Source organism: Gardnerella pickettii (assembly GCF_029226345.1).
In the GTDB taxonomy this organism is placed as follows: Bacteria; Actinomycetota; Actinomycetes; order Actinomycetales; family Bifidobacteriaceae; genus Bifidobacterium; species Bifidobacterium piotii.
In genome coordinates, this window is record NZ_JAKNCU010000001.1 from 432,530 (window position 1) to 449,062 (window position 16,533).

General features: G+C 40.9%; 11 protein-coding genes. 10 read left to right on the plus strand and 1 reads right to left on the minus strand.

Going from position 1 to position 16,533, the window contains the following annotated elements:
• Nucleotides 1–10 precede the first annotated feature (10 nt).
• The 9 genes from MAF46_RS01640 (at nucleotide 11) to MAF46_RS01680 (ending at nucleotide 13,057) form a co-directional block, all read left to right on the plus strand.
• Nucleotides 11–856, plus strand: a complete 846-nt coding sequence (locus MAF46_RS01640) for an ABC transporter permease (protein ID WP_060786033.1) — start codon at nucleotides 11–13, stop codon at nucleotides 854–856.
• On the plus strand, nucleotides 846–2,522 hold the full coding sequence (locus MAF46_RS01645; RefSeq protein ID WP_060786019.1) for an ABC transporter ATP-binding protein: 1,677 nt from the start codon (nucleotides 846–848) through the stop codon (nucleotides 2,520–2,522). Before MAF46_RS01640 ends, MAF46_RS01645 begins: the two co-directional genes overlap by 11 nt.
• 198 nt (nucleotides 2,523–2,720) lie before the next feature.
• Nucleotides 2,721–3,221 (plus strand): S-ribosylhomocysteine lyase, encoded by a 501-nt coding sequence (locus MAF46_RS01650; RefSeq protein ID WP_020759003.1) that lies wholly within the window; start codon nucleotides 2,721–2,723, stop codon nucleotides 3,219–3,221.
• A 60-nt stretch (nucleotides 3,222–3,281) separates the two neighbouring features.
• A complete protein-coding gene (locus MAF46_RS01655; RefSeq protein ID WP_060786018.1) occupies nucleotides 3,282–3,827 on the plus strand; it encodes a histone acetyltransferase in 546 nt (181 codons plus the stop codon).
• Between the two features lie 119 nt (nucleotides 3,828–3,946).
• Nucleotides 3,947–5,302: an alanine racemase gene (alr, locus tag MAF46_RS01660; RefSeq protein ID WP_060786017.1), complete on the plus strand. Its 1,356-nt coding sequence runs from the start codon at nucleotides 3,947–3,949 to the stop codon at nucleotides 5,300–5,302.
• Nucleotides 5,303–5,384: 82 nt separating this feature from the next.
• Complete coding sequence (locus MAF46_RS01665; protein ID WP_060786016.1) at nucleotides 5,385–6,668, plus strand: deoxyguanosinetriphosphate triphosphohydrolase; 1,284 nt, start codon at nucleotides 5,385–5,387, stop codon at nucleotides 6,666–6,668.
• 66 nt (nucleotides 6,669–6,734) lie between these two features.
• Nucleotides 6,735–8,837 (plus strand): DNA primase, encoded by a 2,103-nt coding sequence (dnaG, locus tag MAF46_RS01670; RefSeq protein ID WP_060786015.1) that lies wholly within the window; start codon nucleotides 6,735–6,737, stop codon nucleotides 8,835–8,837.
• 90 nt (nucleotides 8,838–8,927) lie between these two features.
• On the plus strand, nucleotides 8,928–12,074 hold the full coding sequence (locus MAF46_RS01675) for an alpha-mannosidase (protein ID WP_060786014.1): 3,147 nt from the start codon (nucleotides 8,928–8,930) through the stop codon (nucleotides 12,072–12,074).
• 17 nt (nucleotides 12,075–12,091) lie between these two features.
• Nucleotides 12,092–13,057 (plus strand): nucleoside hydrolase, encoded by a 966-nt coding sequence (locus tag MAF46_RS01680; protein ID WP_060786013.1) that lies wholly within the window; start codon nucleotides 12,092–12,094, stop codon nucleotides 13,055–13,057.
• A gap of 147 nt (nucleotides 13,058–13,204) precedes the next feature.
• Here the strand turns inward: MAF46_RS01680 and MAF46_RS01685 are convergent, their stop codons facing one another.
• A complete protein-coding gene (locus MAF46_RS01685) occupies nucleotides 13,205–14,920 on the minus strand; it encodes an acetolactate synthase large subunit (protein ID WP_060786012.1) in 1,716 nt (571 codons plus the stop codon).
• Between the two features lie 263 nt (nucleotides 14,921–15,183).
• Between MAF46_RS01685 and MAF46_RS01690 the strand changes: the two genes are divergently transcribed.
• Complete coding sequence (locus MAF46_RS01690; protein ID WP_004130691.1) at nucleotides 15,184–16,377, plus strand: SLC13 family permease; 1,194 nt, start codon at nucleotides 15,184–15,186, stop codon at nucleotides 16,375–16,377.
• Nucleotides 16,378–16,533: the final 156 nt, after the last annotated feature.

Sequence of the window (16,533 nt, forward strand, 5' to 3'; positions counted from 1 at the left end):
AATTCAAGCAATGATTAAGTTTTTAAGACGCATTTGGCGCGGAGTTATTGGAAAATTCGTTTGCATTATTTTGTGCTTGTGGATTTTTGTAGCTGCGCTTTCTTTTGTGTGGACGCCTTACTCTCTTCTAGAAACAAACGGGTACGAGGTATGGCAAAAGCCTTCTCTAAAGCATTGGCTTGGCACAGATGGAACGGGTGCAGATATGCTTAGCTGGCTTATGGCTGGTTCTAGAGTAGAGATTTTGCTTGTTATTTCAACAGTTGCGATTGCAAGCGTTGTTGGGTTTGTGATTTTAAGCTTTACGATTTGCCGCGTTCAAAAAATTCGTTCCGTAAGCATTATGGCAGTAGACGCTTTAATTTCCATTCCAACAGTTTTGATTGCGCTTATGCTTGCTGTACCTCTTGGAGCATCCGTTCTTGTAATCATGCTTGCATGCGGATTTGGATATGGCTTAAATCTTGCTCGTATCTTGCGACCAAGTGCTGTTCTTGTTCTTAAGTCTAATTATGTTGATTGTGCCGTTTCTAATGGTGCTAGCAGAAGTTATGTTTTGCTAAAGCATGTTCTTCCTAATATTTTGCCTATCGCTTCCGTTCAGCTTTCGCTTTCTGCAGGAACTGTTATTTTAGCGGAAAGCGGATTGACTTATTTAGGTGTTGGTGTTCCTTCGGGAGTGCCGAGCTGGGGTCGCGTTCTTTCTACTTCGGTTACTTTGATTCACGTTTATCCACTTGCGGCTCTATGGCCTGGCCTTGTTGTTACATTAACAGTTTTGTCTCTTAATCTTTTTGGCGATGTTTTAAGAAGTGCTACAAATCCAGCGAATAGGGAGTCCAAGAATGAGTCTTGATATAAAAGGATTATCGCTTAGTATTGGATCTTCGCACATTTTAAGTGATGTTTCACTTAACGTTAAAGATGGCGAGCGCGTTGGGCTAGTTGGATCTTCTGGCTCGGGTAAATCAATGCTTTTAAGAGCTGCGATTGGTCTAGTTCCGTCTAATTGCAAAATCACTGGCTCTTGCCATGTTGGCAATGCCCAAACTGTTGGCGCTGACGATTCTGCGCTTGCAAACATTCGCGGTAAGTACGTTGGCGTTGTTTTTCAGCAAGCGGATCGTGCTCTTAACCCTATTATGAGTGTTAGAGAGCAAATCGCCTTACCTCTTAGGCTCCACTACAATTTAGACGAAGACGATATTCAAAATCGCGTTAAAGTTATGCTTGAAAAAGTTGGTTTAGGCACAAATATTTTGAATAAGCGCACTTTTGAGCTTTCGGGCGGGCAAATGCAACGAGTTGGGATTGCTACAGCGCTTATAACTTGCCCTAAGTTGATTCTTGCAGACGAGCCGACTACTGCTCTTGATTCTGTTACACAAAAAGATGTTGTGAATATGCTCACTTCTTTAGTTGATAATATGGGCGCTTCAATGCTTTTTGTTACTCACGATTTTTCGGTTCTTTCTAGCGCTGCTACTCGTTGTTATGTTTTGGATTCTGGGCGATTAGTCGATAGTGCGCGTGTTGGTGAATTGCTAGAAAATCCTAAGGTTCACTCTACTAAGCAACTTGTTTTTGCAGCGCGCGCTTTAAGTCTTAGTAAAAATGATTTAAGTCTTGATGATAAGAATGATTTAAGTCTTAGTAATAAAAATGATTCTTCTAAAGATGATTGCATTTTTAACGCTAAAAACATTCACGTTGTTTTAGGAAGCTCAAAAAACCGCGTTGAAGCATTAAAAGGCGTTGACTTTAATCTTAAAGTTGGCGAATCTTTAGCACTAATTGGCGGATCTGGAAGTGGTAAAACAACTTTGATTCGCTCTTTACTTGGATTGCAAGAAATAAGCGAAGGAAGAATAGAGTATTGCGGCAGGCTAGTCGAAACTGTTGAAAACGCTAAAAAGTTAAATTTGAAAGATTCTGCTTACGTAAATATGAGAAGACAATGTTCGCTTGTATTTCAGCATCCTTTTGCAGCTTTAGACCCGCGTTGGACAGTTAGAAAAAGCGTTGCTGAGCCGCTTGAAATATGGCGTAAAAACATGAGTTCTGATTCAAATACTGTTGACTCACGTTATGTTGATTCACGTGATGTTGATTCACATGTTATTGATTCTAAAGTAGATGATGTTTTGAATTTAGTTGGGTTAAATCCTAAAGTTTTTGCTGGAAGATACCCGTGCGAGCTTTCTGGCGGACAGGCTCAATGCGTTGCGATTGCTAGAGCGCTAATCAATAATCCTAGAGTTTTGGTTGCAGATGAGCCAATGAGCGCAATCGATGTTGCTGAGCGCACAAGAATCTTAGATGCTTTTAATGTGATTCGCGCAAATCGCCCTAATATGGCGTGCGTATTTGTTAGCCACGATCTTGGTATGATTCAGCATTTAGCGTCTAGTGTTGTTGTTCTAAAAGATGGAGTTGTTGTTGAATCTGGGCGTGTAAGTCAAATTTTGACTAATCCAAAACATAGTTACACGCGCGAACTTATTGATGCTGCTACTTTGTAAGTCTGTATATGTAAGTATTGCAAGTTTGTAAGTCTGTATTTGTAAGTCTTATAAGTCAATAAGTCAATAAAAAATATTTTTAGATTCGTGTTCATGTGTGTTTGGCAAGAATAGCGTCTAATATTATTTAGTAATCGTTATTTACGCATGGATTTTGCGCATACATTTTGCGCATGAATATAAGTTAGGAAAGATAAAATGAGCGAAAATCAAAACAATAAGCCGACTCCTCGTCCAGAAAGCTTTGAACTTGACCACACTAAAGTTAAAGCTCCGTATGTTCGCTACATTGACACTCAAAAAGGCCCGAATGGAGATGTTATTTCTAACTACGATATTCGCTTAACTCAGCCTAATCAAGAGGCTATTCCTACGGGCGCTTTGCACACGATTGAGCACACGATTGCTGTTCTTTTGCGCCAGCGCATTGAAGGCTACATTGATTGCTCTCCATTTGGTTGCCGTACAGGATTCCACCTTTTAACTTGGGGCACTCATAGCACAGAAGATGTTGCGCGCGCGTTAAAGGAATCGCTTGAATTTATTGCGTATAAAGCTACTTGGGATGATGTTCCAGCTACAACTATTGAGTCTTGCGGAAACTACCGCGATCATAGCTTGTTTGGAGCGCGTCAATGGTGCAAAGATATTTTAGACAAGGGCATTAGCTCCGATCCTTTTGAGCGCAAGATTGTGTGATTCGTTGCGTTTGATTGTGTAAGACTGTAAAATCGCCATATTCTAAGCATAGGGGGGTGTATGTGTGAAATAAGATTGAGAAAAGCAACTCTTAGCGATCTAAAAGATATTGAAAATATTTATGAGAGAGCAAGAGTATTTATGGCAAATAATGGCAATCCTCATCAATGGGGAGATCGCTTTCCTCTAACATCTAGTGTTATAGAAGATATTCGTTTGAACCGTTTTAATCTTCTTGTAGACACGGACCCAGACTTTGGAGAAGAGCGCATTTTGGCACAATTTGCACTGTGCGAGGGACTTGATGAAGTCTACGCAAAGATTGATGGAGCGTGGCTAGATGACGTTTTGCCATACGTTACAATCCATAGGCTTGCATCTTCGGGAGTTAAGCCAAAAATGGCAAGCGAGTGTTTAAAATGGGCTAAGCGCAACTACTCTAATGTTAGAATCGACACTCATCCCGACAACTTGATTATGCAAAAAGTTATTTTGCGAGAAGGCTTTAGCAAGTGTGGTCTTGTTGTAATTCCAGATCGAGCGCATAGTGCAACTAGAATCGCGTATCAATGGTTGCGCTCGCATAATCATGTAATACGGTATTAGAAGTATTGCAGTATTGAAATGTGAGTCAAAAAATACTTGCATGTAAGTCAAAAATACTGGCATATATAGTAGATATAAAAGTAAACGTAAAACTAAAACGAAAAGTAAAGGCGCAAGATATGTGTAAAAATTCGAGTATCCAAGCGATTTTGCAGGAAAACTATGCTCGCGCATTAAGCACATACCCTGGGCAGGTAATTGTTGATCTAAAAGCGCTAAGAGATAATATGCGAACTCTTGTTGAGCGTGTTTCTAAAGATTTGAAGCCTGGTCAAAAGTCGCCAGCAGTTATGGGAGTTGTTAAAGCAGATGCTTATGGTCACGGGCTTATTCCTAGCGCGCTCGCAGCTCTTGCAGGGGGAGCAACTTGGCTTGGCACAGCTCAACCTTACGAGGCTTTGCGGCTTCGTAAATGTGGAATTGACTCAAACAGATGCCGTATTCTTACGTGGCTCACCAGCGCTCCAACGTCTCTTTTTGCAGATTTAATAAAAGCAGATATTGATATTTCTGTTGGCTCGCTGGATTCAATTGACGCTGTTGCTCTCGCCGCTAAATCGGCTGGAGCTACCGCTCGCGTACACGTTAAGGTAGATACAGGATTTGGCAGAAACGGTTTTACGCCTGCAGGTTTTAGTGATGCTTTAGAAAAGCTTAGCGAATATTCTAGCCAGGGATTAATCGAAGTTATTGGGCAATGGAGTCACTTGGCTGTTGCTGATTGCCCAGACGTTCCAGAGTTTGTTGCATCTACAGATAGGCAAATTGAGCAATTCCACGACTTTACTCGAAGAATGCGCGAAGCTGGGTTGGGGCCTAAAATCCGACATTTAGCTAATACAGCTGCAACTCTTAACAGGCCAGAGATACGATTTGAGCTTGTTCGACCAGGAATTGGATTATATGGATACGAGCCAGATCCTGTTATGGGAGCGCCTCAAACTTACGACTTGCGTCCAGCAATGACCTTACAAGCGCAATTAGGAACAGTTAAATCTGTAGAAGCAGGTCACGGCATTTCGTACGGCCGCACGTATTTAACGCCAGACAATACAAGCACAGCAATAGTTCCACTTGGATATGCGGATGGTATTTTGCGCGCATCTAGCGGATTCGATATGCAAGGATCTCGTCATGTTAATAAGCCTGGAGGGCCTGTGCGCGTGGAAACTAATAACGGCGCTAGGATTTTGCATGTTTCGGGGCGCGTTTGCATGGATCAATTTATTGTTGACTTAAAAGGCAGCGCTAAAGAGCTTGGAGTTAAAGAAGGAGATACGGTCAGGCTTTTTGGTCCAGGCAGAGGCCTTGAATATGCGGAGCCAACGGCAGATGATTGGGCGGCGGCTGCAGGAACAATAAGCTACGAGATTATGACTGGGATTGGCCCTAGAGTTCCGCGATTGTATAAGAATGCTTACGAAGTTTTGCCTGAAAAAGACATAAAAATGTTGGATGAAAAAAGCTTAATATAGCAATCTTGCGATTTTGCGATTAGCTGAATTGCTATTGGCTAATTTATGATTGGCTACTTGCGATTAGTGGAGGAGGTTTTTAATGTGTAACGATGTGATTGCTTCCGATAACGAAGTTGTTGGAGAATACAGCTTGCACGATACTGAGCGCTGGGCTAGCGAGCCTCACCACACGCGCGCTCGCACACCATTTGAGCGAGACAGAGCTAGAATAATCCACTCTTCAGCGCTTAGAAGACTCGGCGCTAAAAGTCAAGTGCTTGTAGCAGGCTCCGACGATTTTGCTCGCACGCGTTTAACTCACACTTTGGAAGTTGCGCAAATTGGTCGCCAGATTGCTGCAATGCTTGGAGCAGATCCAGATGTTGTAGATTGCGCTTGCTTAGCTCACGACTTAGGTCATCCTCCTTTTGGTCACAATGGCGAGCGCGCGCTTGCTCAAATCGCAAGCAATATTGGTGGCTTTGAAGGAAATGCTCAAACTCTTAGACTTTTAACGCGCTTAGAGCCTAAAGTTTTTAGAGAAAATGGCGCTAGCGCAGGCGTAAATCTTACGCGTGCAAGCTTGGATGCTGCTGTTAAATATCCTTGGGGTTTTGATGAAGCAAAAGCGCACGATAAAGGCGAGCGTGACTTAAAATTCTGCGTTTACCCAGACGATAGGGAAGTTTTTGATTGGCTAAAAAGTGGCTCTCCGCGTGAATCGAAGCCTATGGAGTGTCAAATTATGGATCTTTCCGACGATATTGCATACAGTGTTCACGATATTGAAGACGCGATTGTAACTGGCGCTTTTAATACGGAGCTTGTTTGGGATTCAAGCGTTGCGGATCAAGTTATTCAAGAAGCTCATAATTGGTACGGCAACCAGTGGGATGCGGATAGTCTTTTGGCAGCTTTTAAGCGTTTGCGTTCTCTTAACATGTTCCCTGATTCTTATGACGGCTCTAGAAGGTCGCTAGCTCATCTAAAGAATATTACTAGTGCTTTAATCGGCAGGTTTGCAAGCTCTGTTGAGCGAGCAACTCGAGAAAAATACGGCAACGGCGCTTTAATTCGCTACCGCGCAAATGTTGTTATTCCGCCAGAAACATCTTACGAGATAATCGTTCTTAAAAGCTTGGCTGTGCATTTTATAATCCAACCTAGAGAGCGCGAGTTTTATAGGCGTGAGCAAAAGATTCTAACGGATTTGGTTGAAGTTTTTATGAGCAAGTCTCCGCGAGCGCACGATGCTATGGAATCTGTGTTTATAAGCGATTGGAATGCTTGCTCTAGCGAAGACGAGCGTTTAAGAGTTGCGATTGATCAAGTTGCAAGTCTTACAGATGGATCTGCTACAGCTCTTCATGCCGCTTTGTGCTAAATCAACGCTTTTACGACTTCTAGTATAGAGTGTCTGTAGCCTTCGGTTTGCGATAAGCTAGAGATTATGGCTGGAATGATTGTAAAAGAAGACGTTGAGCGTGTGCGCGCTGCTGCAGATTTGTACGATATTGTGTCTGCAACTGTTACGCTTAAGCCTTCTGGAACGGGTACTTTTGTGGGGCTTTGCCCGTTTCACGATGAAAAAACGCCTAGTTTTAGCGTTCGTCCAAGCTTGGGTGTCTGGCATTGCTTTGGTTGCGGTGCTGGCGGAGATGTTTTTAAGTATGTTGAGCAAAAAGAAAACATTGATTTTCGTGAGGCAGTAGAGCTGTTAGCAGACCGCTACCACATTGAAGTTCATTATGACAAATCGCAGGATGCTAAAGATAATTCGCATGCTGGCTCCAAGCGCGCTCGTCTTATAGAAGCAAATGAGGAAGCTCAACGTTTCTTTTCGTCTCAAATCAACTCTAAAGAAGCGGCTCCAGCGCGTAGCTTGCTTGCAGGGCGCAATTTTACTCAAGCACAATGCGAGCGTTTTGGTTGCGGATACGCGCCAAACGGGTGGGATAATCTTGTTCGCTATTTGTCTAATAAGGGTTTTACTCGTCAAGAATTATTAGACGCAGGCTTAGCTCGCCAAGGTCAGCGCGGAATTTACGATTACTTCCGCGGCCGATTAACGTGGCCTATTCGAGATTCTACAGGCCGCACTTTGGGCTTTGGCGCTAGAAGGCTTTATGATGATGATTCTATTAGTGCAAAGTACATTAACACTCCAGACACTGTATTGTATAGAAAAACGCAAGTTCTTTACGGAATTGACATTGCTAAGTCGAATATTGTTAAAAAGCGCCAGGTTGTGATTGTGGAAGGCTACACGGATGTTATGGCTTGCCATTTAGCTGGTGTAGATACTGCTGTTGCAACTTGCGGAACGGCTTTTGGCGCGGAGCATGCGAAGATTATTCGCCGACTTATTGCCGACGATTCTTTGGGAGCGATTCAACTTGTGGGGCCTGTAAAAGTAGAAGGTCAAAAAGTTAGCTCGCGTATTGTTTTTACTTTTGATGGAGATGCGGCAGGTCAGAAAGCTGCTTTGCACGCTTTTGGCTTAGATTCAGCGTTTTTAACACAGACTTTTGTTGCTGTTGCAGATAATAACTTAGACCCTTGCGATTTGCGTATTCAAAGGGGAGACGAGGCTGTTCGCTCTTTGATTGCGCGCGCTAATCCTCTTTACGATTTTGTAATTGACACTGTTATTCGCCGTTTTGATACGTCTTTTACTACAGGGCAGATGGGTGCTGTTAAGGCGGTTGCTCCTCTTGTTGCGCAAATTCGAGACAGGTCTTTGCTTGACTTGTACACTAGAAAAGCTGTTAGAAATATTGGTGTTGATTTAGACGTTATGCGTAGGGAAGTGGAGTCTAATAGAAGGCGATTGCACGTTGTAGACGATGACGCTTATTCTAAAGGCTATTCTTCTAGCGTTTATGCGGATTCTCGCGCATTTGATCAGCGTTCTCAAAGCATGAATGAAGCTGCTGTAAAAACAGCCATGCTTAGAAGTGCGTACAAGAATCAAAGCTATTACAAGGTTGACGATTCCGTGTTTATGTGCGAACAGCAGTTTATGGCTGTTCTTATGCAATCTCCTCTAGCATTTAGCGGCCAACTTTTTGCGCATCTTACTTTGAATAATTTTATTACGCCAGTTTTTAGAACGCTTTTCCAAGCATTTGTTGCTTCTGGAGGCTTGCCTGGCGCAAATATTAGCCAAGGTCTTTGGTTGCACACTATTACTAAGGCTGCAGGCCCTATGTTAGAAGGCGTTATTAACGAGCTTTCCGTAATGCCTCTTCCATTGTCTTTAAGCAAGGGCTTAAGTAGCGCTTCTTCGCTTAACTCGTCGGCTGCTTACGATTATAGTGGCGAAGGCACTAAAGGCGGGCCATCCAGTCTTTTGCGCGTTCCTAGCGAAGAAGAACAAAAGTATGCAAACGAGCTGCTTATTAAGCTTTTAGACGTTGGTTTTATGCGAAAAATCGGAGCTATTAAGCTTAGAATGAGTAAGTTAGAAGATGGGAGTGAAAAGCTTAATCTTTTAGGTCAGATTACTAGATTAGAATCTGCTCGAAAAGATCTTCAATCACAAATTCTATAAGATTTATCAATTACTTGTTTTGTCTTTATATACCGAGATACGCGATTTATGTATAAATGTGTAGTTGTGTAAGAAAGAAGTGTAGAAACAATGTTTTTATTACCTGAGCAGCAGTTGAATCGCTGTACAAGAGTTATGCAACAACGCCTATATCCGTATATAAATACTGTTTTATCGCATTGTAAAATTCGAGCATATGAGATTGCCGGAGAACCTATTTCTTCTAGCGAATTCTTTTCTAAGTTAAAAAGAAACGATATTGCGTTTCGCTCATTTAATGCTCCATGTGTTTGGGGAACAACTTGGGGCACAACGTGGTTTGAAATTACAGGGTCGATTGATTTTTCAAAGGTAAAAGGGCGCAAAGTTGAGCTAAATGTTGATTTAGGTTGGATTAGCAATCTTTTTCCTGGTTTTCAAGCCGAAGGATTAGTGTATAACGTTGACGGAAGAGTTATAAAAGCTGTAAACCCTTGTAATAATTGGGTTCCATTGATTGATGAACATAACAATCGTTCGATTAGTATTGATGAAAATGGTAATTTTACTTTATATTTGGAAGCTGCAGACAATCCGTTTGTTGAAGGATCTACTCCGTTTTCTCCTACTGATTTAGGAGAGTGTGCTACTGGAAAAACTGAATGTCAATATATGTTGAAGTATATTGACGTTACTGTTTTTAATCGTAATATTTTTGATTATTACATGGATCTTCAGACTGTAAGTTCTTTGATGCGCGAGTTAAGCGATGATAATCCGCGTTATTGGAAACTAGCTAAAGCTTTACAGCACTCCTTAAACGCGTATGATGAGCATGATTCTTCTACTGTTCAAAATGCTCGTAAAGAGTTGCATGATGTATTAAGTCAGCCTGCTGCGTCAAGCTCTATAAAGCATATTGCTGTTGGGCATGCTCATATTGATTCTGCTTGGCAATGGCCTGTGCGAGAGACGCATAGAAAGGTTGCGCGAACTGTATCTAATGTTTTAGCTCTTATGGATGAGGATCCTGATTTTACTTATGCTATGAGTTCTGCTCAACAATACGAGTGGCTAGAAAACGAGCATCCCGATTTGTTTGAGCGTATGAAAAATAGGATTAAGGAAGGACGTTTTATACCTGTTGGGGGTATGTGGGTTGAGTCTGATGTAATGATGCCATGTGGTGAATCTTTAATTCGCCAAATGACTTTTGGTAAGCGCTATTTTAAGGAGCATCTTGGCACCGATCCGCATGGTATTTGGCTGCCAGACAGTTTTGGCTATACTGGATCATTGCCTCAAATTGCTCGCCGCGCTGGATTTGATTGGTTCTTAACTCAAAAGCTCTCCTGGAACGACACCACTAAATTCCCACATCATTCTTTCCTTTGGGAAGGAATAGACGGTTCTAGGATTTTGGCTCATTTCCCTCCATCTAATACTTATGCTTCATCTGTTAGCATGCATGAGTTAGTTTATTCTCAACGCAATTTTTTGGATAAAGATTTATCTGATTATGCAATATTGCTATACGGTTTTGGCGACGGAGGTGGCGGCCCTACTCGCGAGATGACTGCTCGTATTAGGCGTGATCGTAATTTAGAGGGTGTTCCTAGAGTTGATTTCGGCACTCCTGATGAGTTGTTTGAAAAAATACGAAAAGATATTGTTGACGATTCAAATGGTGATACACCAGTGTTTAAGGGTGAGCTTTATCTAGAGTTGCATAGAAAAACTCTTACTTCTCAGCAAGATATGAAGCGCTATTGTCGCATGGAAGAATCATTGTTGCGTGTAGCTGAATATCTTGTTGTTTTAGCTCGAGTGTATGCGCCAGAATACCGTTTTAATAATGATGAGCTTACTAGAATTTGGAAGACTTTATTATTGAACCAGTTCCACGATATTCTTCCAGGCTCTGCTATTGCATGGGTTCATAGGCAAGCTAGAGAAGAATATGCTAGAGATATTTCTTGTTTACATAAAATTATTTCAGATCTTGCTAATGCGATTGTAAAAGCTAGCAGCACTAGCAGCGCGATTAATATGCGTAAAAATGTAAAGTTATTGACTTATACAGGTAAAAATGATGTTGCTTGGAATTTATATCAATGCAATGAAAGCAGTAAAAATAATAAAACAACTGTAAAACACAAAAATGATGGTGGAATAATTCTTAATAATAGTGTTTTAAGCGTGATTATTGAACGCGATGGCACAGTATCTTCCGTTAAAGATATTAAATTTAATCGTGAGCTAATTCCATCCAGTTATCGCATGGCGCAATACGAGATACTAAAAGATGAGCCATCTCAGTGGGATGCGTGGGATATTGAGCGAGACGCATTTATGCGTAATCGTAAGATTGATGATTCTTCAATTGTTTGTGTTAAAGAACTTTTATCGGGCGGTGTGTCTGTTGAAGTCTTGGCATGTAAAAAAGATGTTAAGATTCAAACAAATATAATTTTAGAGCCATGCGTTAAACGACTTGATTTCCATGCTCAAGTTGATTGGAATGCTAAAGAGCAATTTCTAAAAGTAGATATGCCAACATCTATATGTTCAAATAATGCGCAATATGAGTGTCAATATGGTTTAGTTGAACGTCCAATAGTAAAAAATACTCGTAGTGATGATGCAAAATTTGAATCATGCACGCATAGGTTTGTTCGCATAGAAGATTCCTCTTATGCTGTTGCTGTTGCAAATTCGTCTACTTATGGCGCTGATGCTTCTCCTATTGGCGATTATTCTTCATCTTATGGAACTATGCTCAGATTATCTTTGCTTTCTGCGCCTCTTTACCCAGATTCGAATACCGATCAAGGTAAGCACGAATTTACTTGGTCATTTATTGCTGATGCAAATATGGATTCAGTTCTAAGCACAGCTAATCTTTTGAATTCGCCAATCATTGATATGCTACCAGAAGTCGATCCGCTGTTTACGATTCGCAGAAACTCAGGTCTAATTGCATTAGATTGGGTTAAGCTGGCCGATGATTGTTCTGGAGATATAATCTTACGTATTCACGAGCCATCTGGTGGATACGCAAATGGGCAAATAAAACTCAATAAAATCTTGCGTGCGGCTTCGATTGAAGAAGTGGATCTTATGGAAATGCCAGTGTTGCACGGTATGCCTATAGCTTTGCACAAGAATAACGATGAGTTAAATATAGAATTACGTCCTTTTCAGCTATGCTCATTGCGTATTCACGTTACATCTGAAACTACAGTTTCTATTAATTGATAGGATGTTGAGAGTTTATGAAAAATAAAGGAATTTATTCTAAAAAGAAAATAATAATAGATACAGATTGTGGTTCGGATGATGCTATGGCAATTGCCATGGCTTTAAATGATCCTAGATATGAGATATTAATGTTTTGCACTGTATCAGGAAACGTGTGCATGGAACAAGCGACTATTAATACGCTTACTACTATCGAGCATGCTGGTTCATATGAGCCACCTGTATATAAAGGAAGCAGAAGCATGCTCTTACGCGATTTGGCTTATGCTCATGAAACTCATGGTAGAGATGGAATGGGTGATATTGGTCTAGTGCCTCATCGTTTGAAAGAAAGTAATGGTAATGCTGTTTTGAAAATGATTGAAACTTTGAGAAACAGTGAAGATGGTGAAATAGACATTATTGCATTAGGGCCATTAACTAACATTGCTCTAGCTATTAAGGTTGATTATGAAGCGATGAAGAAAGTTGGTCGCATAGTCGTTATGGGATCTGCTGGTTTAGGCCGTGGAAATGTTTCTCCTGTAGCAGAATTCAATATTTGGCAAGATGCAGAAGCTGCAAAGATATTAGTTGATTCTGGTCTTAAAAATATTATGTTTGTTGGATGGGACGCATGCTTGGGAGAATGTATGCTGAATCCACAAGAAATTGCTAATATTCGCAAAAGTGGAGAACTCGGTAAGTTTGTTATTGATTGTAATAGGGAATTAATGGAAATGAATGTTAGCCGTTTTGGTGATGCTTATCTAGATATGGCTGATCCATCTGCCGTTGCCGCTGCGTTATATCCTGAATGTATAAGCGAGTGCACAAAATATTATTGCCAAGTTGATGCAACTCCTGGACCAAGTTATGGCTCAGTTCTTGTTGATGCTAATTTCTTCTCTGGTAAAATTCCGAATGTTGAAATATGTAGTAGGCTTAATCCCGAAAAATATAAAAATTACATTTATCGTACTTTGCATGTTGTAGATTAGCAAAATTTGTTTTTATCAACATGCTTTCTATATTGAAATAATATTTAAATACGACCGAGTTTGTTTATGGCTATTCACAAACTTTCTCGGTCGTATTTATATTTAATGCGTATAAATTAATGCGTATATTTTCAGTATAAATATACTTTAGTTGCCGAAGTCAATGTCTCCAAGCTTTTCAATAAGCTTCATGTTTTCGCTATAATCCACTGGGCAAGCTATAACGTCAACACCGCTTTCTTGAGCCAAAGCCTCTTTAAGCATGTTGTATAAGTCTTCTGGCTTTTGCACAACATGGCCTCTTGCGCCAAAACTTTCTGCCAATTTTGGAACATTTGGATTAGTAAAATCAACGTATTCGTGTTCTCCAGCGTGCAAGTCCATTTTCCACTTAATCAAACCGTATGCGTTGTCTTCCCAAACCAAAATAACCATTCTAGAACCAACGCGAACAGCGGTTTCAATCTCTTGAACGTTCATCATAAAGCTGCCGTCGCCCATAACAGCAAGAACAGGCTTTGTGTTAATTTTTCCGCTATTGTCTTTAATAAACGATGCTCCAACAGCTCCAGGCAAAGTCCAAGCCATTGTAGAAAGGCTGTTGTCTATAATGCACGTATTTGGATGCATTGTTGGGTAAAGCCTTGCCATCCACATTTTTAGCGCACCCGTATCTACAAGAACCTTAGTTCCTTCGGCAACAGCGCGACGAGTATCGTAAACAACGCGCTGAGGCTTCATAGGAATGCTGTTATCGTTTTCAAACGAACGCAACTCGTCTGTAATCATTTGACGAATCTTTGGGTGAGTTACGTCAAAAGTAACGTTTCTATCTTTAAGCACACTTGTAAGCGCTTTAAGCGTTTGAGCAATATCTGCCATAATGTTTAGTGCAGTAGGGTAGTGAGCGTCTGTGTCTTCAACAAATGTGTTTATGTGAATAATCGTCTTGTCAATATTTGGATTAATCTTCTTCGGGTCAAATTGCTGAATTGAGAATCCTACAGCAATAATCAAATCTGCTGTGTCGAAAGCAAAATTCTCATAATCTCTATGCATAAATCCAACTACGCCAAGAGCATTCGGGTGATTATCTGGGAATACGCCTTTGCCTTCAAACGTTGTTGCAACTGGAACATTAAGCTGTTCTGCAAAATCTAGAAGCTGTTCTTGAGCGTGGCTTCTTGCAACGCCGTTTCCTGCAAGAATAATCGGCCTTTTTGCTTGGCTAATTATTTTAGCAGCTTCGTAAATTGTGTCTGGAGCTGGAAGAATATGTAACGGCTTTGGAAGCGGAAGTGGCTTTGCGTCTTCTGGCACGCTCATTTCGCTAATATCTTCTGGAATAACAAGGCATGTTGCTCCTGGGCGCTTTCTTTGAGCGATTGAGAAAGCTTTGCGAACCATTTCTGGAGCTGTGCTTGGAGCAAGCATCATAGAAGACCATTGAGTGATTGGTTGGAATAGTGCTACTAAATCAATGATTTGGTGAGATTCCTTGTAAAGTCTAGAAACGTTTCCTTGAGCGCATATTGCAACAAGTGGAGTTGTGCTTGCATTCGCTTGGGCTACAGGAAGCGTAAGATTTAGCGCTCCAGGCCCCAGTGTTGCCAAGCACACGCCTGGCTTTCCAGTAATATGCGCATAAGTTGCGGCCATAAATCCAGCGCCTTGCTCGTGGCGAGTAAGCACAAAGCGTATATTTCCGTTTCGCTCAATTGCCTCTAAAAGCGGAATGTTTTCTTCTCCTGGAATTCCAAAAACAACCTCAACGCCTTCGTTTACAAGGCATTCTACGATTAAGTCGGCTGTGTTTCTTTTATGGCTTGCTGGTTTTTGAGCTTGCGATTCTTGATTTGTCATAATTGCGTTTCTCGCTTTGTGCTTAATGTGCTTGTTAGCCTTACGACTTCTTTTCCATTTATAATATAGGCATCTAAGACATGTGTTGCTTGCGCGTGTCACAAAAATGGGCGGATTTTTGCATATTCGCTTTGTGGCAAAACTAAAGCACTTTTAGCACCCTTTGCCTTGTTATTTCAACGATTTTGTCGGGAATTTTTGTCTCTTTGGATTGGGTCTCTTATACAATTTTATAAGTTGTGTATTTTAGTTGCGGAGGAATGATGAGGCGTTGGCTTCTGAATTTGGTCAAATGTGAGACCATCCTTATTGTAGCCGCCGTTTTAGCTGTTATTTCTTGCTTTTTTGTTCCACCCGATGCGCAATATTTTAGCTACATTCACGTAAACACTATTTCTCAGCTTGTTTGCTTAATGATGGTTGTTTGCGGATTCCAGCGAATAGGCGTTTTTAGAAGTATTGGCGCGAATCTTCTTAGAAGAGTTAGAACTGAGCGCGGATTAGTTCTGGTTCTTATGTCTTTAACGTTTTTCTCGGCAATGCTTATTACAAACGATGTTGCTCTTGTGACTTTTGTGCCTTTTGCGATTTCTGTTTTGATGATGGCAAATGCCGAGAAGCACGCAATTCTTATTGTGACTTTAATGACGATTGGCGCAAACGTTGGAAGTATGCTAACTCCTATTGGCAACGCGCATAATTTGTATCTTAAAGCGCTTACTGGAATGTCTACGAGCGATTTTCTTTCCATTATGGCTCCGTACACGCTTACTGCTGCGATTCTTATGATTGCGTTTGCGTTTGTGTTCTTTAGTTCTAGAAAAGTCGATCAATTTGAAGGCTTGCATGGAGACGATATTGAGCAAGGCGTTTTGGCTCCGCATTCTAAATCGCCTAAGCCAGACGAGATTCGCGTTATGGGCTACGGTGTTGGCTTTACTCAATGGCGAGTTGTTGTTTACAGCCTTTTGTTTATTTTGTGTTTGTGTGGAGTAGCTGGCTGGATTCCAGACTGGATTATGGTTTTGGCAGTTGTTATTGCCTTTATTATTTGTGATTCGCATGTGTTCCGCGCTTTGGATTGGGCTTTGCCTCTTACGTTTATAATGTTCTTCATTTTTATTGGGAATATGCGCAGAGTTCCTGGATTTACCGAGATTGCGCAAATGTGGGTTGGTTCTCACCCTATGGAAGTTTCGGTTGTTTCTAGTCAAATGATTAGTAACGTTCCAACAACTATTTTGCTTTCTGGCTTCTGCGACCAATGGAAGATGCTTATTATTGGCACTAATCTTGGCGGCATGGGAACGCTTATTGCGTCTATGGCGTCTTTGATTTCGTACAAGAGCATTACGCATAAGTACCCTCATAATAAGGGTCGCTATTTGCTTATGTACACAATTGTGAATCTTCTTTTCTTGGCTGTTTTGATTGGCTTAGCTTGGATTATTGAGTAGTTTCTGGCGTGTCTTTTTAAGAATTATTGTGATTATTTTCACATATTTTTAAGTTATTGACGAATTAAAGACTATTAATTTTCAGATTATATACGATTTTGTTATATTATTTTCTGTTAAATCACGATTATGCATAATAATTTTCATTTTATTTGT

Coding starts and splice junctions, on each gene's coding strand:
- MAF46_RS01640 (WP_060786033.1), top strand. CDS start 11: ATGATTAAGTTTTTAAGACGCATTTGGCGCGGAGTTATTGGAAAATTC.
- MAF46_RS01645 (WP_060786019.1), top strand. CDS start 846: ATGAGTCTTGATATAAAAGGATTATCGCTTAGTATTGGATCTTCGCAC.
- MAF46_RS01650 (WP_020759003.1), top strand. CDS start 2,721: ATGAGCGAAAATCAAAACAATAAGCCGACTCCTCGTCCAGAAAGCTTT.
- MAF46_RS01655 (WP_060786018.1), top strand. CDS start 3,282: ATGTGTGAAATAAGATTGAGAAAAGCAACTCTTAGCGATCTAAAAGAT.
- alr (WP_060786017.1), top strand. CDS start 3,947: ATGTGTAAAAATTCGAGTATCCAAGCGATTTTGCAGGAAAACTATGCT.
- MAF46_RS01665 (WP_060786016.1), top strand. CDS start 5,385: ATGTGTAACGATGTGATTGCTTCCGATAACGAAGTTGTTGGAGAATAC.
- dnaG (WP_060786015.1), top strand. CDS start 6,735: ATGGCTGGAATGATTGTAAAAGAAGACGTTGAGCGTGTGCGCGCTGCT.
- MAF46_RS01675 (WP_060786014.1), top strand. CDS start 8,928: ATGTTTTTATTACCTGAGCAGCAGTTGAATCGCTGTACAAGAGTTATG.
- MAF46_RS01680 (WP_060786013.1), top strand. CDS start 12,092: ATGAAAAATAAAGGAATTTATTCTAAAAAGAAAATAATAATAGATACA.
- MAF46_RS01685 (WP_060786012.1), bottom strand. CDS start 14,920: ATGACAAATCAAGAATCGCAAGCTCAAAAACCAGCAAGCCATAAAAGA.
- MAF46_RS01690 (WP_004130691.1), top strand. CDS start 15,184: ATGAGGCGTTGGCTTCTGAATTTGGTCAAATGTGAGACCATCCTTATT.